The following is a 21,408-nucleotide window of genomic DNA, read 5'->3' on the forward strand; positions in this document are numbered from 1 at the left end:
ATTCGGATAACCGACGGAACGGCCAATTGCTTGTCCGAAATCACCTACTTTCTATTAGGAATGCGCGAGGAATGCGCGACAGACACGCGGCGGTGTAGCTGAAAATCAAAAAAGGGGGCTGCCGCCCCCTCCATCGCCACCTTTTCGTCAGAAGCGCGTCTCGCGCGCCGCACGAAGAAACGTGTCGAGCAGCGGCGTGCAGTCGAGCAGTTCCGGGCCACCGGCGCGGTGGAACTCCGGGTGCCACTGCACCCCCACGACGAACGGCGAGCGCCGATAGCGCACCGCTTCGATCAGGCCGTCACCGGACGAAACAGCCTCCACCGTCAGATCGCGGCCGAGGCTCTTGACCGCCTGATGGTGAATCGAGTTGACGATGGCCTCGCGCCTGCCCGGGAACATGCTGGCCAGCGACGAGCCTTCGGGAAAGGTAATCGCATGGCGATGCTGATCGTAGTGCTCGCTCACGTGCACGCCCGCCGTGGGGACGTCCGTGGCGATGTCCTGATAGAGCGAGCCGCCGAACGCGACATTGATGAGCTGACAGCCGCGGCATACGCCCAGCACCGGCTTGCCCGACTCGATGAATTCGTGCAGCAGCTCCAGTTCGTACATGTCCCGCACGCGGTCGCCGGGCCATTCGGGACGCGGCGTGGTCTCCGCATAGGTTTGCGGCGAGACGTCGGCGCCGCCTTGCAGCAGGAGCCCGTCGAGATGCTTCGCATAGTCGCGCAAGCGGATGTTGCTCGGGTGCAGCATGCCCTGGTGGCCGACCGTCGGAATCATGAAGACGATCACGTCGCGCGACATGACCCAATGCGCGATCGACTCTTCGAGATATTGCAGCGTTTTGCCGCGCAGGCCCTGCGCGCCCGGCTCCGGGTGAAAGATGCGGGCCGACACGCCGATGCGCAGTGTCCGCTGCGTGATGCGCTGACCGGCGCGATCGAACAGTTGCCGTGCGCGCGCGGCGATGATGCGGCCGAACACCGACCACGCCGAATCGCTCGGCCGCAAATAGCGCGGCGGTTCGGCCGGAATCGCGCCCGGCGGCGGCGGATTCTGCGCGCTGAAGTCGGGCGCCTGGCCAAATCCCGCTGGTGCGGCGCCCGGTCGCTGGCCGGCCCCAGCCTGCGGCGGCGAGGGCTGGGCGGCGGCGTCCTCTGTGGCTTCCTTCGCGCCGGTCCCGGCAGGCGCTGGCGCCGCTTTGCCCGCCTCGCCCACCACCTCGATCGGAATACGCGGCGCGCCAGCCGCTTCGGCCTGCTGGCGCGCAACGGCGCGTGCCGCCTCTTCGCGGGCTTCGGCGGCTTGCGACGCGTCCGAAGGGACGCCAGCCTGCGCCGACACCGGCTCCTCGTCGCTGCCCGTGCCCGAGCTGTCCGCGCCGGCTGCTTCCGGCGTCACCGCCGATGCGCTCGCGGGCGCGTCGGTCGACGCGCGCTGCGCGGCCTCGCCGGCGGGCGTCGTCCCCGAAGAACCAGTGGCAGCGCCGGGCGTGCCGGCAGGTTTTGCGTGGGGAGAAGCAGGAGAACCGGGAGCGCCTGGGGCAGCGGGTGCGCCGGGCGCGTTGGTATTGGCAGGACGGCCAGGGCCGTCAGGAACCTCAGGATGATCGGATTTGTTTTCGCTCATGACTTGGGGTCAGGCGCGCCAAACGCGCGAACGAATGAACAGGGTTTCGATTATGCGTCGCACCGCATGTCGTTGCTACCCCTGTGCACAATCGCTCACACTCTGTTGCAGTTGGGCGCGCCTCGGCCTACGAATCCTGCCCCTCGTCGAAGGTTTCGCGCAGCGCGATTTGCATGCTCGCGTGGATCTTCACGCACCAGCGCCACAGCAGCATCGTGAGCACGGCCGCGCACACCAGCACGCCAATCAGAAAGCCGGTGGGCGGCAGGATCGTCCCCGACAGCGCGGCCACCAGCACGAACACGCCGATCATCGAAACGGCCGGCACGAGTTCGGCGATCGCATGCCGCAGCGCCCGCGTGAAGCGCCCCGCCTTTTCGGGCTGCACGCTCACCTCGGCGAGCAGGAGCGCAAGCGACTGGGTCTTGCGCCATACGGCCACCAAAAATGGAATCGCGAGCAGCAGCGCGGCGCTCCACAGCACCACGCGCTGGATGCGCTCGTCCGGCACCCAGCTCGCGAGCAGCGGCAAGGCGTAGCGCGCACCATACGATGCGCCGATGAAAATCGCCGACACCAGCGCGAGATTCACCGCAACCTGCACGACGATGCGCCTCGTGAGCGAGAACAGCGTCGGGCCTTGTGTTCCGCTCGAGCGCGGCATCAGGCAGCGCAGCCATTGGCTGTACATGCCAAAGACATTCGATACCGAGGGCGGCATCGCGTGCGCCAGCCGGCGCGAAAGCGGATCGGCGAAACGGATCAGATACGGCGTGGTGAGCGTCGTGATCGCCGAGACGGTCACGGCAATCGGGTAGAGAAAACCGCTTGTCACCTTGAGCGTCAGGCCAAGCGAGGCGATGATGAACGAGAACTCGCCGATCTGAGAGACGGTCATGCCCACCCGCATCGCCGTGCGGCCGTCGCGGCCGGCGAGGAAGGTGCCGAGCCCGCACGACACGAGCTTGCCGAACACCACCGCGAGCGAGATCACCGCGATCGGCCATGCGTAGTCGACCAGCACGAGCGGATTGAGCATCAGGCCGATCGTTACGAAGAAGATGGCCGAAAACGCATCGCGCAGCGGCGCGACCAGATGCTCGATGCGTTGCAGATGCCGCGACTCGGCCATGATCGCGCCAATCAGGAACGCGCCCAGCGCGATCGAGTAATCGAGCTTCACGACCAGCAGGCAAAAGCCGAAGCAAAAGCCGAGCACCGAGACGAGCAGCATCTCGTCGCTGCCCACGCGCGCCACGTAGCCGAGCACGCGCGGCACGACGAGGATGCCCGCGAGCAGCGAGACCGTCATGAAAAGCAGCAGCTTGCCGAGCGTGACGAACGCGATGCCGGGCGAGAGCTCGCCCGTCTGCGCGATGCCGCCGAGCAGCACGAGCATGGCGATGCCCAGGATGTCTTCGACGATCAGGATGCCGAACACGAGCTGCGCGAACGGCTCGCGCTTCACGCCGAGATCGGCGAGCGCCTTGACGATGATGGTGGTCGAGGAAATGGCCAGGATCGCGCCGAGAAAGAGCGAATCCATGACGGCCCAGCCGAACGCACGGCCGATCTCATAGCCGATCCAGAGCATTACGACGATTTCGGAGAGCGCCGCGACGATGGCGGTCGCGCCCACCTGAAACAGCTTGCGCAAGCTGAATTCGAGGCCGAGTGAGAACATCAGGAACACCACGCCCAGCTCGCCCATCGTCTGAATGGTCTGCTCATCGTGGATGAGCTGGAACGGCGGCGTGTACGGCCCGATGATTACACCCGCCGCAATATAGCCGAGCACCACCGGCTGCTTCAGGCGATGAAACAGCACGGTGACGATCCCCGCGATCGCCATCACGACTGCCAGATCCTGAATGAAGCCGATTCCCTGATGCATGCGCGAAATATCCTTACAAAATGCTGTCGAAAGATCGGATATTACCTGATGCGCGCGACGCGCCAAATCGCGCCTGCAGAAAAAAATTCACGTTCTACAATGATGTGTCCCTTGCCGCGGCATATGACCGCCATGTCCCGAGCCCCGCCGCGGCACCTCCGTCCACCGTGTTGCCATCGATGCCCCCGCTGCCATGACCGCCACGCCTTGCGCTTTCACACCCTTCCCGCCGCTTGCCCAGTTGGCCGCCGATCTCGCTGCGGGCCGCACCACGAGCCGCGCGCTCGCCGAGGCCGCGCTCGAACGCATCGCCGCCCCGGACGGCCAGGGCGCCACCGTGTTCACGCACGTCGACGCTGAGCGCGTGCGCGCCGCCGCCGATGCGCACGACCAGTTGCGCGCGTCGGGCACGGTGCTTTCGCCGCTCGCGGGTATTCCCGTTTCGGTGAAAGATCTGTTCGACGTGCAAGGCGAAGTCACGCGGGCCGGCTCCACGGTGCTGGCGAACGCGGCGCCCGCGAGCGCCGACGCCACTGCGGTCGCGCGTCTGCGCCACGCGGGCGCGGTGCTCGTCGGCCGTACCAATATGAGCGAGTTCGCGTTCTCGGGGCTCGGCCTGAACCCGCATTACGGCACGCCGCTCTCGCCCTACCAGCGCGGCGTGGCCGGCGACGAGCGCGTCGCGGGCGGCTCGTCGTCCGGAGCAGCGGCCTCGGTCGCCGACGGCATGGCCGCCGTCGCGCTCGCCACCGACACGGGCGGCTCGATCCGCATCCCGGCGGCGTTCTGCGGCCTCACGGGCTTCAAGCCCACCGCCGCGCGCATCCCGAAGACGGGCGGCGTGCCGCTTTCGCCCACGCTCGACTCGTTCGGCCCGATCGGCAACGCAGTGGCATGCTGCGCGCTCGTGGACCGCATCCTCGCCGGGCTGCCGCCGCATGTGCCCGCGGCCCGGCACCTCGATGGCGTGCGCATCGGCGTCCTCACGAACTATGTGACGGACGGCATCGATCCGCACATGGCCGAAGCGCTCGACACCGCGCTCAAGCATCTCGATGCAGCCGGCGCGATTGTGAACGAAGTGCGCTTTTCGGCGTTCGAGCGCCTGGCCGAAATCAACCGCTTTGGCTTCTCGCCGATCGAGGCCTACGCGTGGCACCGCCCGCTCCTCGCGCGGCATCGCGACCAATACGATCCGCGGGTGCTCGTGCGCATCCTCAAGGGCGAGCCCGCGAGCGCCGCCGACTATCTCGATCTGATCGCCGCGCGCGCCGCCATGATGGACGAGGCGCACGCGACGCTCTGGTCGCGCTTCGACGCCGTGATCGCCCCGACCGTGCCGATCGCGCCGCCAGCCGTCGCGCCGCTCGTCGCCGACGACGAGGCGTTCGCGCGCACCAATGCACTCGTGCTGCGCAACCCGAGCGCCTTCAATTTCCTCGATGCCTGCGCGCTCTCGCTGCCGATCCACCATCCGGGCGAGGCGCCGGTGGGACTGATGCTGGCCGGCGCGCCCTACGCCGACGACACGATCCTCGCGATCGGCCGCGGCGTGGAAGCGGTGCTCGCGCCGCTGCGGTAACAAAAATGGGGCGCGGTGGCACACGCGGGCTCCACCTGCGCGCGATCAAGAGCACTCGCTCGCGCCGCCCACCCTTCGCGCTAGAATCCCGGGACGCCGTTGCAGCCGCATCTGTCAGGACCTGCCACGATCTGCCAGGATCCGCCAGCACTTGCCCGAAGCCGGCTGCGCTATCCAACCCGAAAACCGAGCCACATGAACGACGATAACGCGCTGCTGCGCCGCGAGCGCGGCCTGCTGGTCCTCCTTGGCCTGATCTGCCTCGCGCTGCTGGGCGGCGCACTGTATTTCCAGTACGCCGAGCACCAGGACCCGTGCCCCCTGTGCATCCTCACGCGCTACTTCATCATCCTGATCGCGATCTTCGCGTTTCTCGGCGCGCGCTTCGCCAGCTGGCGCGCCGTGCGCACGCTCGAAGCGCTCGTCGTGATTTCGGCGGTTGGCGGCATCATCGCCTCCGCGAAGCTCGCCTGGGTGCAGGCGGTCCCGAACTTCAGTTGCGGCTTCGATACGCTGCAACCGATCGTCGACGCGCTGCCGCCCGCGCACTGGCTGCCCGGCGTCTTCAAGGTCCAGGGCCTGTGCGAAACCACCTACCCGCCCATCCTCGGCCTCACGCTGCCGCTCTGGTCGGCGCTCGCATTCGCCATCGTGTTCGTTGTGGTGCTCGCGAGCCTGTGGCGCAACCGTCACCGCCAGGTGGCGTGGCCCGGCATCCGGCGCTAAGCGCCGCCGTGCCACACCCGGCGCCGCGACCATAAGGGTTTGCAGGGTTTGCGGCGCCACACCCCTCGCCATCGCCATCCCCCTCAACATCCCGCCGTCTCCCTGCGCCGCCACCATCCGGCGGCGCTTCCCTTTGCGCTTCATCGCCCCTCGAAGGGCCGGATCACGCGACGTTCTGTCATTGCCGCCGTCGCATAACCCCCATCTCCCAGAAGGAATACTTTCTGGGCGCTGTCAGTGCTAAATTCGGTACTGGATGGCGATCTACGTGCGCGAGGCCGGACCGACAGTCAAGGCGCGCCCCGGCTCCCAGCGTAACGCGCGCCTGATCCGCAATGTCTCCCGGGTTTCACATGACAACGCAAACCATCCGCTTCGTCCGTTGTGGCGCCGTGCACGAGGTGCATGACGCGCCCATCACACGCACCGTGCTCCAGCACCTGCGCGAAGATTTGCACGTCTGCGGCACCAAGGAAGGCTGCGCGGAAGGCGATTGCGGCGCCTGCACGGTTGTGATCGGCGAACTCGACGACGATGGCCGTCTCGCGCTCAAGGCGGTCAACGCCTGCATCCAGTTTCTCCCCACGCTCGACGGCCGCGCGCTCTTCACAGTCGAAGACCTGCGCGCACCCGACGGCGCGCTGCATCCCGTTCAGCAAGCGATGGTCGACTGTCACGGCTCGCAGTGCGGCTTCTGCACGCCGGGCTTCGTCATGTCGATGTGGGCGCTCTACGAGCGCCAGGGCGCCGACGCCGGCCTGCCCACGCGCGACGAAATCGATCAGGCGCTGTCCGGCAATCTGTGCCGTTGCACCGGCTACCGGCCGATCATCGACGCAGCCCAGCGCATGTTCGACGTGGCGAGCTATCCGCGCGTCGCGCTCGCGCGCGAGCCACTCGAAGCGGCGCTGCGCTCGATTGCGCGCAGCGATACCTTTGCCTACTCCGGCCCCGATGTGCGCGGCGTCGCGCACGGCCGCGCCACGTTCTACGCGCCGCGCACGCTCGAAGCATTCGCGACACTGCGCGCCGGGCATCCGCACGCGCGCGTGCTCGCGGGCGGCACGGACGTCGGCCTGTGGGTCACCAAGCAGTTGCGCGACCTCGGCGACGTGATCTATACCGGCCAGGTCGCCGAATTGAAGGCCGTCGTGCGCGACGCGCAGACGCTCACGATCGGCGCCGCCGTCCCGCTCGAAGAGGCCTATGCGGCGCTCGCGGTCGACTACCCCGAACTCGCGGAGCTGTGGGCGCGCTTCGCCTCGCTGCCGATCCGCAACGCGGGCACGCTGGGCGGCAATGTGGCGAACGGCTCGCCCATCGGCGACTCGATGCCGGCGCTGCTCGTGCTCGACGCCGAAGTCGTGCTGCGCCGCGCCGCGCGCGCACGCACGCTGCCGCTCGCGGCGTTCTATACCGGCTATCAGAAGAACGTGCTCGAAGCGGGCGAGTTTGTCGAAGCGATCCGCGTGCCCCGCCCCGCGCCAATGCTGCGCTTTCGCACCTACAAGGTGTCCAAGCGCTATGACCAGGACATCTCGGCGGTCTGCGCGGCGTTTGCGCTCGAGATTGGCGAGGACGGCACGATCGGGAACGCACGCATCGCGTATGGCGGCATGGCCGCGATACCACAGCGCGCCGCGCACGCCGAAGCAGCGCTCGCGGGCGCACACTGGGACGAAGTGGCAGCACAGCGCGCCATGGCCGCGCTCGACGCCGACTATCAGCCGCTCACCGACATGCGCGCGAGCGCCGCGTATCGTTTGAAGGTCGCGCGCAATCTGCTCTGGCGCTGCTGGCTCGAAACGCGCGACGACGCGCCGCTCGCGCTGTGCGACGTGAATGCCTTCGTGTTTGCCGCCGAGGCGGAAGTCGTCGACGAAACCGGCACGGGCGGCGGTGCAGCGCTTGCGGGAGACGCATCATGAACCGCCAGTCCGATCCGTTCGTCACGCAAACCGCGCACTCGGCACATTCAGCGCATGCAACACAAGCGGCGCTCGGTGCGCCGCTGCCGCACGAGTCGGCCGACCTGCACGTAAGCGGCGAGGCGCGCTACACCGACGACATCCCCGAGTTGCACGGCACGCTCCATGGCGCGCTCGGTCTCTCGCGCCATGCGCATGCGCGCATCGCGGCGCTCGACCTTGCGCGTGTGCGCGCCATGCCGGGCGTCGTCGCGATCTTCACCGCCGCCGACATTCCCAGTGAAAACAACTGCGGCCCGGTCCTGCACGACGACCCGGTGCTCGCGCAGGATGAAGTGCAGTATCTCGGCCAGCCCGTATTCGCCGTGATCGCGACGAGCCACGCGCTCGCCCGCCGCGCGGCCGCGCTTGCCGCCAGCGACGACGTGGTGCGCTACGAGCCGCTCGAAGCGGTGCTCAGCATCGCCGACGCGAAGGCGCGCCAGCAATACGTCCTGCCGCCGCTGCATCTCACGCGCGGCGAGCCGGTGGCGCGCATCGCGGCGGCGCCCCATCGCATCGCCGGCACGTTTGCCGTGGGCGGCCAGGAGCAGTTCTATCTCGAAGGCCAGGTTGCCTATGCGCTGCCCGAGGAGCAGGACGGCATGCTCGTCTATAGCTCGACGCAGCACCCGAGCGAGATGCAGCAGTTGATCGCGCATCTGCTCGGCTGGCCCACGCATCGCGTCATGTGCGAATGCCGGCGCATGGGCGGCGGCTTCGGCGGCAAGGAATCGCAGTCGGCGCTGTTCGCCTGCGTGGCGGCGCTCGCCGCGCACAAACTGCGGCGCCCCGTGAAGCTGCGCGCCGACCGCGACGACGACTTCCTCATCACCGGGAAGCGCCACGACGCGCTCTACGAATACGAAGCCGGCTACGACAACGAAGGGCGCCTGCTTGGCGCGCGGGTGGAAATCGCATTGCGCGCGGGCTATTCCGCCGATCTCTCGGGTGCGGTCGCCACGCGCGCGGTCTGCCATTTCGACAACGCCTACTCGCTTTCGGACGTCGAAATCGTCGCGCTCTGCTGCAAGACCAACACGCAGTCGAACACGGCGTTCCGTGGCTTCGGCGGGCCGCAAGGCGCGCTCGTGATGGAGGTGATGCTCGACAGCATCGCGAGAGCGCTCGGGCGCGATCCGCTCGATGTACGCCGCGCGAACTACTACGGCATCGGCGAGCGGGACGTCACGCCTTACGGACAGCGCGTCGAGGACAACGTGCTCGTGCCGCTCACCGAGCAGTTGCTCGCTTCGAGCCATTACGCCGCGCGCCGTGCCGCGCTTGCCGGGTTCAACCGCGCGAGCCCCGTGCTCAAGCGCGGCATCGCGTTCACGCCCGTGAAGTTCGGCATCTCGTTCAACGTCCCGCACCTGAACCAGGCGGGCGCGCTCGTGCACGTCTATCGCGACGGCTCCGTGCTCGTGAATCACGGCGGCACCGAAATGGGCCAAGGGCTCAACACGAAGGTCGCGCAGGTCGTGGCCGGCGTGCTGGGGCTGCCGCTCGCGCAGGTGCGCGTGAGCGCGACCGACACGTCGAAAGTGGCGAACACGTCCGCCACCGCCGCCTCGACCGGCAGCGACCTGAACGGCAAGGCCGCCGAAGACGCGGCGCTCGCGATCCGCGCGCACCTCGCCGAACTCGCCGCCGCGGAGTACGACTGCACGCCTGATGCGGTCAGGTTCGAAGATGGCAAGGTCCACGCGCAGGGCAAGGGCCAAGGCCAAGGCAAGGCCATCGCCTTCGCCGACTTCGTGGAATTCGCGTATCTAAAGCGTGTGCAACTGTGGTCCGACGGCTTTTACGCAACGCCCAAGGTCCATTGGGACGCGCAGACGCTCACCGGCCATCCGTTCTATTACTTCGCCTATGGCGCGGCAGTGTCCGAGGTGGTCGTCGACACGCTCACGGGCGAATGGAAGCTCGTGCGCGCCGACGTGTTGCACGACGCGGGCCAGTCGATCAACCCGGCCATCGACATCGGCCAGGTCGAAGGCGGATTCATCCAGGGCATGGGCTGGCTCACGAGCGAAGAGCTCTGGTGGAACCGCGACGGCAAGCTCATGACGCACGCGCCGTCCACCTACAAGATTCCGGCGATCAGCGATACGCCCGCGGCGTTTCACGTTCAGCTCTACCGCAACGAAAACGCCGAGCCCACCGTGTTCCGCTCGAAGGCCGTGGGCGAGCCGCCCTTGCTGCTGCCGTTCTCGGTGTTTCTCGCGATCCGCGATGCGATCGGCGCCGCCGTGCCCGAGGCCCGGGAAGCCGCGCCGCTCGTCGCGCCCGCCACACCCGAAGCGATCCTCGACGCGCTCGATGCCCTGCGTATGCGCGCGGCAAGCGCGCAGGCCGCCGCCCCAACAGAAGTTGTCGCCAAGTAGGAGAACCGACGGATGCAAGCCTGGGTCACCGATCTTCAACACCTGCTCGCGCACGGCGACGCCGCCGTGCTCGTGACCGTCGCGCGCGCCGAAGGCTCGGTGCCGCGCGAGGCCGGCACGAAGATGATCGTCACGCGCGAAGCGGCCCGCCATACGATCGGCGGCGGTCACCTCGAATGGAAGGCCATCGAGACCGCGCGCCAGGTGCTGCGCGACGGCATGCGCACGCCGCATGCGCGACGCCTCGAGCGATTCGCGCTTGGGCCGAGCCTCGGCCAGTGCTGTGGCGGCGCGGTCGTGCTCGCGTTCGAGCGGCTCGACGTCTCCGACCTCGGCTGGCTCGCCACACTCGCGCGGCGCCTCGCGGCGGGCGCCTCGACCGTTCGTAGCGTATCATTCCGCTCCTCGCGGAATGGGACGCCATCCGGCGCCGATGCCAGCAGCGCGGGCGCTACCTCAGCCACGGCAGCGGCCGATGCCGCGGCGGCTTCGGCCGTGATGCTCTCGGAGCCGGAGCCAGGCGTTCAGACGCCCGACTGCCTGCTCTGGGACACGGGCACGCCGGGTCAAGGCGACGGCACGATGCTGCTCACCGAAACCATCGCGCCAAACGACTGGCCTGTGGTGTTGTTCGGCGCGGGCCACGTAGGCGCAGCGCTCGTGCGCGTGCTCGGCACGCTGCCCTGCCGCGTGCGCTGGGTGGACGAGCGCGACGCTGCGTTCCCCTCGCCGGAAGCATTCGCGGCACTGGGTGCGCCCAACGTCGCGATCGACGCCAACGACGCGCCCGACGAAGCCATCGACGCCGCCCCGCCGGGCACGAGCTTCATCGTGATGACGCACGATCATTCGCGCGACCTCGATCTTGCGGAGCGCATCCTGCGCCGCGGCGACTTCCTGTTCTTCGGCATGATCGGCTCGCATACGAAGCGCAAGCAGTTCGAGCACCGGCTCGCCGCGCGCGGCATCGACCCGCTGCAGATAGCACGCATGCGGTGCCCGCTCGGCGTGGACGGCATCGTCGACAAGTCGCCCGAGGTCATCGCGATCTCGACCGCCGCGCAATTGCTGCAGGCGATCGAAGCTGCCACGGCAGGCGTGCATGCTCCAGCGCATGCAGACGTTGCGGCTTCCGGCACGGCCCATTCCGCGTGATGCCACTCAACGAACGAACCCCATCGAACGAATCATGACCATCACGCCCCTTGCCAACCCGCTCGTGCAGAAAGCTGCGCGCGCACCGAAGGCCGAGCTGCACATCCATATCGAAGGCTCGCTCGAGCCCGAGCTGATCTTCGCGCTCGCGCAGCGCAACAACGTCAAGCTCGCCTACGAGTCGATCGAAGTGCTGCGCGCGGCCTACGCGTTCACCGACCTGCAGTCGTTCCTCGACATCTACTATGCGGGCGCGAGCGTGCTGCTCGCCGAGCAGGACTTCTACGACATGACGATGGCCTACTGCGAGCGCGCGCTCGCGGACAACGTCGTGCACGCCGAAATATTCTTCGATCCGCAAACGCACACCGAACGCGGCGTGCCGATCGAAACCGTGGTCGCGGGCATCGACCGCGCGCTCGCCGACGCCGAAAAGCGCGGCCTCACGAGCAAGCTGATCCTCTGCTTCCTGCGCCATCTGAGCGAAGCCGATGCGCTCGCCACCTTCGACGCGGCGCTGCCGCTCTTCGATCGCTACCCGCGCATGATCGGCGTGGGCCTCGATTCGTCGGAGCGCGGCCATCCGCCTTCGAAGTTCGAGCGCGTGTTCGAGAAGGCGCGCGCGAAGGGCCTGAAACTCGTCGCGCATGCGGGCGAGGAAGGCCCGCCCGCTTACATCTATGAGGCGCTCGATCTGCTCAAGGTCGACCGCGTCGATCACGGCGTGCGCAGCATCGAGGACAAGGCGCTCGTCACGCGCCTCGCCGACACGCGCGTCGCGCTCACCGTCTGCCCGCTCTCGAACCTGAAGCTCTGCGTGTTCGACGACATGACCAAGCACACGCTCAAGAAGCTGCTCGACGAAGGCGTCGCGGTGACCGTCAACTCCGACGACCCCGCCTACTTCGGCGGCTACGTGAACGAGAACTACAGCGCCATCATCGTTGCGCTGAAGCTCGACGAAGAAGAGGTGTACACGATCCTGCGCAACAGCTTCGAGGCCTCCTTTGTGTCGCCCGAAACACGCGCCGCGCTGATCGCAAAGCTCGATCAGTACTGGAGCAGCGCCGTGGCTTGACCCCGCGCAGGACGTTCCAACCCAAGGCCTGTTCCCGCGAATAACAGGCCCCAGGCTTCACCCTCGATGAGGACCGGCGCGCGAGCGCCGGCCCCAGGGCTTTTGCGCGCCGCGTTTTCAGGAGCGGCGCACGAATCCTGCTCATGAATACCTGAAATTTTCGGAGACGAAGTTCCCATGACTCAATCGGCTTACCGCGCAAAACTGTTGACGTTCACCGGCGATCCCGCGCAATCGCCCGACGCCGCCGTGCTCCACGAGGACGGCGTCGTGATCGTCGAAAACGGCCATGTGAGCGCATCGGGCGCGTGGTCCGAGCTGCGCTCCCGCGTGGCCGAGGGCGCGACGGTGCATGACCTGCGCGACAAGCTGATCGTGCCGGGCTTCATCGACACGCACATCCACTACCCGCAGACCGACATGATCGCCTCGCCGGCGCCGGGTCTGCTGCCGTGGCTCGAGACCTGGACGTTCCCGACCGAGCGCGGCTTCGCGAACGAAAACGTGGCGCTCGAAACCTCGCGCTTTTTCGTCGACGAACTGCTCGCGTGCGGCACGACCACGGCGCTCGTCTATTGCACGGTGCACAAGCAGTCGGCCGATGCGCTCTTCACGGCGAGCGCCGCGAAGAACATGCGCATGATCGCGGGCAAGGTGCTGATGGACCGCCACTGCCCCGAGTTCCTGCGCGACACGCCCCAGACCGGCTACGACGACAGCGCCGAACTCATCTCGCGCTGGCACAACAACGGCCGCCAGATGTACGCGCTCACGCCGCGCTTCGCGCCCACCTCGACCGAAGCGCAGCTCGAAGCGTGCCAGGCGCTCGCGAAGGCGCACGGCGACATCTTCATTCAGAGCCACGTCGCCGAGAATCTCGACGAAGTGAAGTGGGTGAAGGAGCTGTTCCCGCGCCAGCGCAGCTATCTGGACGTCTACGATCATTACGGACTCCTGCGTCGCCGCGCCGTGTACGGCCACTGCATCTGGCTCGACGACGAGGACCGCCGCCGTATGGCGCAAACCGGCACGGTCGCCGCGCACTGCCCGACTTCGAACCTGTTCCTCGGCAGCGGCCTGTTCGACTTCGACAAGGCGCTGGCGGCCGAGATGCCTGTCACGCTCGCGACGGACGTGGGCGGCGGCACCTCGTTCTCGATGCTGCAAACGATGAACGAGGCACACAAGGTCGCGCGCATGGGCGGGCATCATCTGACGGCCACGCGCATGTTCTGGCTCGCCACGGCGGGCGCCGCGGCCGCGCTCGATCTCGCCGACAAGATCGGCACGCTCGCGCCGCAAAGCGAAGCGGACTTCGTCGTGCTCGACCCGCAGGCGACGCCGCTGCTCAAGCGCCGCACCGCGCGCGCCGATTCGCTCGAAGAGCTGCTGTTCGCGTTCGCCCTGCTCGGCGACGACCGCGCCGTGTTCGAGACCTACGCGGCTGGTGCGCGCGTGCACAGCCGCGATGAGGCAAAGCGCTAAAAGCCCGCTGCACCAAAACGCTAGACGCTGCCCCAAAAGCAAAGCGCGCCGGACTGGCAGGTCCGACGCGCTTTGCATGAAGCCGACTTAACCGATTTACTTCGCCGGCGCAGCCCCAGCCGACGCGGCCGCTGGCGCTGCCGCCGACCGCGGCGCTCCTGCCGGCGCCTCGCTCGGCGCCCCGCCATTCTTGTCCACCGGCAGCTTCACTTGCTGCACTGAGCCGTTCTGCAGCGGGAAGTTCGTAAGCGCACTGCGCACCAGATACGGCATGACGCGCACGAGCGATGGATCGTCGCCCGACGTGCGTGCGGTCACGTTATAGACTTCCTTCCCGCTCGCCTGCTCCGTGATGCGTATGCCGAGCGCATGCGAGTACACCGGATAGGTCTGGTTCACGTAGGTCGGCCCCCAGGGACCCCAAGGCCCCCACGGATTGACAGGCCCCCAGTACGGGGCCGGCCACGGGTTGTAGAACACCGGCTGCGCGACCGTGACCGTGTCCATGCGGCTACCGTAGGCGAGGCCCACGAGATAGCGCGCCTGCCGCTCGGGCACCTGGCGGAACGCATACGAGGAAAGCCCGTCGGCGACGAGGTTCTCGTAGGTCGATTGCTCGATACTGCGCTGCTGGTCGGGATTGCGCGTGAACGCGTAAGTGCGCGTGGCGTCACTGCCGCCGCTCCACGCGGAGAACGCCGTCACCTGGCTCGTCACGTAGGTGGTGCAGCCGGATAGCGTCACGGCAAGCGCCGCCAGCATCAGCAAAGCACGGCGGGTCCATCGGTCGGGCATCATGGTCTTCTCGTTGCAGTCGTGGCAGTGGTGGTGAAAAGCGGTCGCCTCGCAGTCGTATCGTAGTCAGCCCGCGGCGATCTTCGCGACAGGCCCCGATCATACTGACTCGCGCGCCGACGGGAAAGTTCGGCCCGGCGCCGCGACACACGCTTTCGGGCCGCATCGGACAAGCCGGCCGCGCCTTTGTACAATGGGGCGGTCGACCGCTCCCCCGGGCGGCCTCCCTATATCGCTATCCGACCCGAAGCTTCCCCGCACGAAACCATGTCCGATACCGCTACGCCCACCGTGATCCGCCGCGAAGACTACGCGCCGCCCGCCTTCCTGATCGACACCGTCGACCTCGAGTTCGACCTCGTGCCCGAGCGCACCGTCGTCAAGAGCACACTGCGCGTGCGCCGCAATCCCGATGCCACGCCCGCGCCGCACCTCGAATTGATGGGCGAGCAACTCGAATTCATCGGCGCGCAGATCGACGGCCAGGCCTACGAGAACGTGCGCGCGCACGAGCACGGTCTGACCGTCGAGAATGTGCCCGACGCGTTCACGCTCACGCTCACCGGCGCGAGCAACCCGGAAGCCAACACCACGCTCTCGGGGCTCTATGTGTCGAGCAGCAACTTCTTCACGCAATGCGAAGCGGAAGGCTTTCGCCGCATCACCTGGTTTCTCGACCGCCCCGACGTGATGTCGACCTACACCGTCACGCTGCGCGCCGACAAAACCGCGTGCCCGGTGCTGCTCTCGAACGGCAATCTCATCGAAGAAGGCGATCTGCCCGACGGCCGCCATTATGCGAAGTGGGAAGACCCGTTTCGCAAGCCGAGCTATCTGTTCGCGCTGGTGGCCGGCCAGTTGGTCGCGCTCGAAGAGCGCATCAAGACCGGCTCGGGCAAGGAGAAGCTGCTGCAGGTGTGGGTCGAGCCGCACGACCTCGACAAGACGCGCCACGCGATGGACTCGCTCATCCACTCGATTCGCTGGGACGAGCGGCGCTTCGGCCTCGAGCTCGATCTCGACCGCTTCATGATCGTCGCCGTGAGCGACTTCAACATGGGCGCGATGGAGAACAAGGGGCTCAACATCTTCAACACGAAGTACGTGCTGGCGAATCCTGAAACGGCCACCGACGTCGACTTCGCCAACATCGAAGCCGTGGTGGGCCACGAGTACTTCCACAACTGGACCGGCAATCGCGTGACCTGCCGCGACTGGTTCCAGCTGAGCCTCAAGGAGGGCCTCACGGTGTTCCGCGACCAGGAGTTCTCGGCGGCGATGTCGGGCGGCGACGAGAACGAGGCCGCGCGCGCGACCAAGCGCATCGAGGACGTGCGCGTGCTGCGCCAGATGCAGTTCGCCGAGGACGCGGGTCCGATGGCGCATCCGGTGCGCCCCGAGAGCTACGTCGAGATCAACAACTTCTACACGATGACCGTCTACGAGAAGGGCGCGGAAGTCGTGCGGATGTATCAGACGCTCTTCGGCCGCGACGGCTTTCGCAAGGGCATGGACCTCTACTTCCAGCGCCACGACGGCCAGGCCGTGACCTGCGACGACTTCCGCCGCGCGCTGGCCGACGCCAATGGCCGCGACCTCGCGCAGTTCGAGCGCTGGTACAGCCAGGCGGGCACGCCGCGCGTCACCGTCACCACCCAATACGACGCAGCCGCGCAGCGCTATAGCGTGACGCTCGCGCAGGGCTATGCGAACGGCTCGCCGGCCGCGCGCGAAACGCAGAAGGGGCCGCTTCTGATCCCGTTTGCGATCGGCCTGATCGGCCCCGACGGCGCGGACCTGCCGCTCAAGCTCGAAGGCGAACACGAGGACCAACAGCGCGCCAACACCACGGCGAGCACGACGCGCGTGCTCGAACTGACCGAAGCGCAGCAGACCTTCACCTTCGTGGAAGTCGCGCAAAAGCCCCTGCCCTCGCTGCTGCGCAACTTCTCGGCGCCCGTCATCGTGGAATACGACTACGGCAACGACGAACTCGCGTTCCTGCTCGCGCACGACAGCGATCCGTTCAACCGCTGGGAAGCAGGCCAGCGCCTCGCCACGCGCGAACTGCTCGCGCTGGCAGCACGTGCCGGCGCGCGGCAGCCGCTCGAGATGAATGACGCGCTCGTTCAGGCCTTTAGCCGCGTGCTGAACGACGCCTCGCTCTCGCCGTCGTTCCGCGAACTCGCCCTGATGCTGCCGTCGGAAACCTATCTCGCGGAGCAGATGGCCGAGTCGGATCCCGCCGCCGTGCACGCCGCGCGCCAGTTCGTGCGCAAGGGACTCGCCACGGCGCTCAAGACCGAATGGCTCGCCGCCTACGACGCCAACCTCACGCCGGGCGCCTATGAGCCCACGCCGGAAGCCGCGGGCCACCGTGGCCTGAAGAATCTCGCGCTCGCGTACCTTTCGGAACTGGCCGATCCCGCCGACGCCGTGCGCCTCGCCAGCGCGCAATACGCCGCCGCGAACAACATGACCGATCGCGCGGCCGCGCTTTCGGCACTGATGAACGCCGCGGCGGGCACGGGCGGCGACTACGCGAAGCAGGCGCTCGCCGACTTCTACTCGCGCTTCGAGAAAGAGCCTCTCGTCATCGACAAGTGGTTCTCCCTGCAGGCCACGCAGCGCGGCACGGCGCAGCGCCCGATGATCGAGACGGTACGCACGCTGATGCGTCATCCGGCCTTTAATCTGAAGAATCCGAACCGCGCGCGCTCGCTGATCTTCAGCTTCTGCGCGGCGAATCCGGCGCAGTTCCACGCGGCGGACGGCTCGGGCTACGCGTTCTGGGCCGAGCAGGTCATCGCGCTCGATGCCATCAACCCGCAGGTTGCCGCACGTCTTGCACGCAATCTCGAACTGTGGCGCCGCTTCACGCCTGCGCTGCGCGACGCGATGCGCGCCGCGCTCGAGCAGGTTGCCGCACAGGCGAAGTCGCGCGACGTGCGCGAGATCGTGGAAAAGGCGCTGGCGTAACAGGTCTGGCGCCTGGCATTGCGGCGCGGTGCGGCACGGGCGTAGTCCGGCTGCTCGCGCCCTGCCAGATCATGCGCACGCCTCACTCCACACGCCCTGCCGGCTGTGCTGCCCTTCGCGGCCGGCATTTGCATGCATTTTTTCTGCATTATTTTTCTGCCCGATCCAGGCTCCAGCACGATCGGACGCATTTTCGGGATTGACCGAATGGGCCGTCCGGCGCGCCAGACAGCGCATCGGCGGCTTTTTTTTGCAGTGCCGCAAACGGGCCGTGCCCCCGTCCAGCAGGTAGAATTGCGCTATCCCCCAAGCGCATCCGGAGTACTGCAATGGCATTGCAACGTCGTACCACTCTCACGAAATACTTGATCGAGCAGCAGCGCGAGCACAGCAACCTGCCTGCCGATCTGCGTCTGCTGATCGAAGTTGTCGCGCGCGCGTGCAAGGCGATCAGCTACAACGTCAGCAAGGGCGCGCTCGGCGATGCGCTCGGCACCGCCGGCAGCGAGAACGTTCAGGGCGAAGTGCAGAAGAACCTCGACATCCTGTCGAACGAGATCCTGCTCGATGCCAACGAATGGGGCGGCAACCTCGCGGCCATGGCGTCCGAGGAAATGGAAACCTTCTTCCCGATCCCGGCCAATTATCCGAAGGGCGAGTACCTGCTCGTGTTCGACCCGCTCGACGGCTCGTCGAACATCGACGTTAACGTGTCGATCGGCACGATCTTCTCGGTGCTGCGCTGCCCGGACGGCCAGCAGGCCACCGAAGAATCGTTTCTGCAGCCCGGCACGCAACAGGTCGCGGCGGGCTATGCGGTCTACGGCCCGCAAACTGTGCTCGTGCTCACGACCGGCAACGGCGTGAACTGCTTCACGCTCGACCGCGAACTCGGCTCGTGGGTGCTCACGCAGAGCAATATGCGCATTCCCGAGGAAACGCGCGAATACGCGATCAACGCATCGAACGCCCGCCACTGGTATGAGCCGGTGCAGCAGTACGTCGGCGAGCTGAACGCGGGCAAGGATGGTCCGCGCGGCGAGAACTTCAACATGCGCTGGATTGCCTCGATGGTCGCCGACGTGCACCGTATTCTGAGCCGGGGCGGCATCTTCATGTATCCGGCCGACCGCCGCGATCCGTCGAAGCCCGGCAAGCTGCGCCTGATGTACGAAGCGAACCCGATGTCGTTCATCGTCGAGCAGGCGGGCGGCATGGCGACCAACGGCCAGCAGCGCATTCTCGACATCCAGCCGAAGAGCCTGCACGAGCGCGTCGCGGTGTTCCTCGGCTCGAAGAACGAGGTGGAACGCGTGACCCGCTACCATCAGGAAGCGAAAAAGTAAAAAGATGAGGAAAGGGCTTGCATACCCTGAGGATCTTTCCTATAATCTTCCTTCTCTGATGTGACGCCGGAATAGCTCAGACGGTAGAGCAGCGCATTCGTAATGCGAAGGTCGGGGGTTCGATTCCTCTTTCCGGCACCACCAAGTTTCAAAGCAAAAAGCCCAGTCGTCGACTGGGCTTTTTGCTTTGTGCCGCCGCCGCCTTCATCGCGGCAACGGACATACCGTCAACCGTGCGCCGGCAACGCATCCAGCGCCTCCCCCACCTCCTTGATCACGCCATCCCAGCGCCCCAGCTCGCGCTGCCTGAAAAGCCGCGCCGACGGATACCACGGCGTATCGTTGCGCCCCGTCATCCAGCGCCAGTCAGTGCAGGTCGGCAGCAGGATCCACACCGGCACGTCCGCCGCGCCCGCGAGGTGAGCAACCGACGTATCCACGGTGATCACGAGGTCGAGCGACTGCACGATGGCGAGCGTATCGGTGAAGCTCGCGATCTCCGGCCCGAGTAGCGTCATGTCGATGCCGGGCGGCAGGGCCTCCACGTCACGCTGCGCAGCGCCCTTCTGCAGCGCGAACCAAGCCACATCGCTGCGCGCAAGTACCGGATGCAACACACGCAGGGCAATGGAACGATAGCGATCGAATTCGTAATCGGGATTGCCGGCCCACACCAGAGCTACGCGGCGCTTGCGCGCGTTCGCGCTGATCGCGCGGGTCACGCTGGTCGAGCCGGCAATCCGCTCGCGCCAACGGCCGATGACTTCGGAAGACGCGCTGAGGTACGGCATTGCAAGCGGCAACATGCTCGTGGTCAGCTTCATATGCTCAGGAAAACGAAACATACGGCACCAGTAGTCATAGGGACCAGCCGGCAGCTCAGTCCAGACCCGGCTTACCCCACTCGCACATGCCGCTGCATCGCCCAGCGCCTCGCTAACCCAGACATCCGCGGTTGCGCCCTGGCGCTGCAGCCAGCGGGCATAGCGCAGGGACTGGATCTGATCGCCCAGCCCCTGCTCGCCAACCAGCAGGAAGCGGCGGCCGGCGACGGGCTCGCCGGACCATTCCGGGAAGCCGGGCTGCACCAGCGTGCTGTTCTGCGGCAGACGTTCGTGCCAGCGGTAATGCCGCCAACCTTCCTGGAACTCGCCGTCACGCAGCAGCGACACCGCAACGTTGAACTGAAGATGTGCGTCGTCGGGCATCAGGCGCGCGGCCTCAACGCTGTGCTGCCTCATGCGCGTGTGATCGCCGAGCATGTTCGATGCGTAAGCGGCGTTGTGATGCAAGCCTGCGCGCGCAGCATCCATCGCAAGCCCCTGCGTAGCAACGGCGTAGGCCTTTTCGTAGCGGTGAAGTTCGTTCAAGTGGAAAGCGAGTTCATCGAGCGCACGAGGATCCGCCGCGAATGTCGTGCGCATACGCGCGATCTGGGCATCCGCTTCGTCGGTGCGTCCAAGATGCGACAGCGCCTTGATCAATTCGATGCCGTCGGCCAGGCGCGCGGCACCAAGCGTCCACGCGCGACGCAAATAATCCACGGCGTCTGCGTGACGCCCGTCTTCGAGACTGAACATGGCCAGACGGTGGACGGCGTGGTGAAGCGCGGGATCGAACCCGAGTGCTTTTTCGTAATGCGCGCACGCCTCGGCCCGGCGGCCAGCGAGCTTTAGCACGTCGCCCAGGTTGCGATGCAGGCTGGCCGTGCCGCCGGTTAGCGCGATGGCGCGATGATAAAAGGCCTCGGCCGCAACGTGCTCGCCCGCCAGCGCGGCGATCAGCCCGCGCTGCTCCCACAGATCGGCGTGTTGCGGCGCGACGTTCAATGCGCGCTCGAGATAGTCGCGCGCGAGCGCCCGCTCTGCGCCGCGAAAATGCGCGAGCGCCGTGCGATGCAATGCGTGCAGATGGCACGGCTGCGTCGCAAGCACGTCCTGATAGGCGCGCAGCGCTTCAGCTATTCGGCCGTTGTCGAAGTGGTGATCAGCGAGCGCAAGCGCCGCATGCGTGCACGAGTCGTCGGCTGCTACAGCAGCCGTTTCGGCACCGTTTTGATTTGTCATTGTGTGTTCGCGCAACTAAATTGCGCGATACCGGGATTGAAGATGGCAAGTGACAGGCAAACGGCAGGATTGGCAACCGTAGGTCGAGGCCCCACACCGCGTGCGCCGACGCTTTTTTAAAGATAACGAAGATCGCGTGGCGGCCGAATCAGACAATGCTGAAAACCACGCCGCACACACCACACCTCCATGGCAATCGCATGAAGCTCAAAGGCCGAGGATCTTCTCGCGGTACGGATCACTGGCGCTGGCTTTGAGCCTTCGGTTTTTCAGCCCAGCTTTCGTGGTCGTATCTCGTTTGAGCAGATTCAGA

General features: G+C 66.7%; 13 protein-coding genes and 1 tRNA gene. 10 read left to right on the forward strand and 4 right to left on the reverse strand.

Annotated features, from left to right (window positions below; translation table 11 throughout):
- Positions 1-147: 147 nt before the first annotated feature.
- Positions 148-1,635 carry a type 1 glutamine amidotransferase gene (locus L5014_RS30365; protein ID WP_238467491.1) on the reverse strand — a complete coding sequence of 496 codons (1,488 nt, stop codon included), beginning with the start codon at positions 1,633-1,635 and terminating at the stop codon, positions 148-150.
- A gap of 127 nt (positions 1,636-1,762) precedes the next feature.
- Entirely contained in the window at positions 1,763-3,529 is a 1,767-nt protein-coding gene (locus L5014_RS30370; protein ID WP_238467492.1) for a cation:proton antiporter, read from the reverse strand.
- Between the two features lie 193 nt (positions 3,530-3,722).
- On the opposite strand from L5014_RS30370, the gene L5014_RS30375 reads away from it, so the two are divergent.
- The 7 genes from L5014_RS30375 (at position 3,723) to guaD (ending at position 13,909) form a co-directional block, all read left to right on the forward strand.
- Positions 3,723-5,111 carry an amidase gene (locus L5014_RS30375; protein ID WP_238467493.1) on the forward strand — a complete coding sequence of 463 codons (1,389 nt, stop codon included), beginning with the start codon at positions 3,723-3,725 and terminating at the stop codon, positions 5,109-5,111.
- Between the two features lie 195 nt (positions 5,112-5,306).
- Positions 5,307-5,837, forward strand: coding sequence for a disulfide bond formation protein B (locus L5014_RS30380; protein ID WP_238467494.1), 531 nt, complete (start codon positions 5,307-5,309; stop codon positions 5,835-5,837).
- Between the two features lie 353 nt (positions 5,838-6,190).
- Positions 6,191-7,765 carry a xanthine dehydrogenase small subunit gene (gene xdhA / locus L5014_RS30385; protein WP_238467495.1) on the forward strand — a complete coding sequence of 525 codons (1,575 nt, stop codon included), beginning with the start codon at positions 6,191-6,193 and terminating at the stop codon, positions 7,763-7,765.
- Positions 7,762-10,191, forward strand: a complete 2,430-nt coding sequence (xdhB, locus tag L5014_RS30390) for a xanthine dehydrogenase molybdopterin binding subunit (RefSeq protein WP_238467496.1) — start codon at positions 7,762-7,764, stop codon at positions 10,189-10,191. The genes xdhA and xdhB overlap by 4 nt, the downstream gene beginning before the upstream one ends.
- A gap of 12 nt (positions 10,192-10,203) precedes the next feature.
- Entirely contained in the window at positions 10,204-11,346 is a 1,143-nt protein-coding gene (gene xdhC, locus L5014_RS30395; protein WP_238467497.1) for a xanthine dehydrogenase accessory protein XdhC, read from the forward strand.
- A gap of 34 nt (positions 11,347-11,380) precedes the next feature.
- Entirely contained in the window at positions 11,381-12,424 is a 1,044-nt protein-coding gene (locus L5014_RS30400) for an adenosine deaminase (RefSeq protein WP_238467498.1), read from the forward strand.
- Positions 12,425-12,601: 177 nt separating this feature from the next.
- The gene (guaD, locus tag L5014_RS30405; RefSeq protein ID WP_238467499.1) at positions 12,602-13,909 is read left to right on the forward strand and encodes a guanine deaminase; all 1,308 of its coding nucleotides are present in this window, start codon (positions 12,602-12,604) and stop codon (positions 13,907-13,909) included.
- A gap of 96 nt (positions 13,910-14,005) precedes the next feature.
- On the opposite strand, the gene L5014_RS30410 is transcribed toward guaD, so the two are convergent.
- Complete coding sequence (locus L5014_RS30410) at positions 14,006-14,707, reverse strand: DUF4136 domain-containing protein (protein ID WP_238467500.1); 702 nt, start codon at positions 14,705-14,707, stop codon at positions 14,006-14,008.
- Positions 14,708-14,971: 264 nt separating this feature from the next.
- Here L5014_RS30410 and pepN point away from each other — a divergent pair, with 264 nt between their 5' ends.
- From pepN to L5014_RS30425, 3 genes are all read left to right on the forward strand, one after another.
- Complete coding sequence (pepN, locus tag L5014_RS30415) at positions 14,972-17,683, forward strand: aminopeptidase N (protein WP_238467501.1); 2,712 nt, start codon at positions 14,972-14,974, stop codon at positions 17,681-17,683.
- 329 nt (positions 17,684-18,012) lie between these two features.
- Positions 18,013-19,029 (forward strand): class 1 fructose-bisphosphatase, encoded by a 1,017-nt coding sequence (locus L5014_RS30420; protein WP_238467502.1) that lies wholly within the window; start codon positions 18,013-18,015, stop codon positions 19,027-19,029.
- A 65-nt stretch (positions 19,030-19,094) separates the two neighbouring features.
- Positions 19,095-19,170: transfer RNA gene (locus L5014_RS30425), tRNA-Thr, on the forward strand.
- Between the two features lie 86 nt (positions 19,171-19,256).
- On the opposite strand, the gene L5014_RS30430 is transcribed toward L5014_RS30425, so the two are convergent.
- Complete coding sequence (locus L5014_RS30430; protein WP_238467503.1) at positions 19,257-21,095, reverse strand: hypothetical protein; 1,839 nt, start codon at positions 21,093-21,095, stop codon at positions 19,257-19,259.
- Between the last annotated feature and the right edge of the window lie 313 nt (positions 21,096-21,408).

The organism is Paraburkholderia tagetis, from assembly GCF_022213065.1.
In the GTDB taxonomy this organism is placed as follows: domain Bacteria; phylum Pseudomonadota; class Gammaproteobacteria; order Burkholderiales; family Burkholderiaceae; genus Paraburkholderia; species Paraburkholderia tagetis.

Excerpts from the sequence above, each read along its gene's own strand:
- L5014_RS30370 (WP_238467492.1), bottom strand. The coding sequence starts at position 3,529 with ATGCATCAGGGAATCGGCTTCATTCAGGATCTGGCAGTCGTGATGGCG.
- pepN (WP_238467501.1), top strand. The coding sequence starts at position 14,972 with ATGTCCGATACCGCTACGCCCACCGTGATCCGCCGCGAAGACTACGCG.
- guaD (WP_238467499.1), top strand. The coding sequence starts at position 12,602 with ATGACTCAATCGGCTTACCGCGCAAAACTGTTGACGTTCACCGGCGAT.
- xdhC (WP_238467497.1), top strand. The coding sequence starts at position 10,204 with ATGCAAGCCTGGGTCACCGATCTTCAACACCTGCTCGCGCACGGCGAC.
- L5014_RS30400 (WP_238467498.1), top strand. The coding sequence starts at position 11,381 with ATGACCATCACGCCCCTTGCCAACCCGCTCGTGCAGAAAGCTGCGCGC.
- L5014_RS30375 (WP_238467493.1), top strand. The coding sequence starts at position 3,723 with ATGACCGCCACGCCTTGCGCTTTCACACCCTTCCCGCCGCTTGCCCAG.
- L5014_RS30365 (WP_238467491.1), bottom strand. The coding sequence starts at position 1,635 with ATGAGCGAAAACAAATCCGATCATCCTGAGGTTCCTGACGGCCCTGGC.
- L5014_RS30420 (WP_238467502.1), top strand. The coding sequence starts at position 18,013 with ATGGCATTGCAACGTCGTACCACTCTCACGAAATACTTGATCGAGCAG.
- L5014_RS30430 (WP_238467503.1), bottom strand. The coding sequence starts at position 21,095 with ATGACAAATCAAAACGGTGCCGAAACGGCTGCTGTAGCAGCCGACGAC.
- xdhA (WP_238467495.1), top strand. The coding sequence starts at position 6,191 with ATGACAACGCAAACCATCCGCTTCGTCCGTTGTGGCGCCGTGCACGAG.
- L5014_RS30410 (WP_238467500.1), bottom strand. The coding sequence starts at position 14,707 with ATGATGCCCGACCGATGGACCCGCCGTGCTTTGCTGATGCTGGCGGCG.
- L5014_RS30380 (WP_238467494.1), top strand. The coding sequence starts at position 5,307 with ATGAACGACGATAACGCGCTGCTGCGCCGCGAGCGCGGCCTGCTGGTC.
- xdhB (WP_238467496.1), top strand. The coding sequence starts at position 7,762 with ATGAACCGCCAGTCCGATCCGTTCGTCACGCAAACCGCGCACTCGGCA.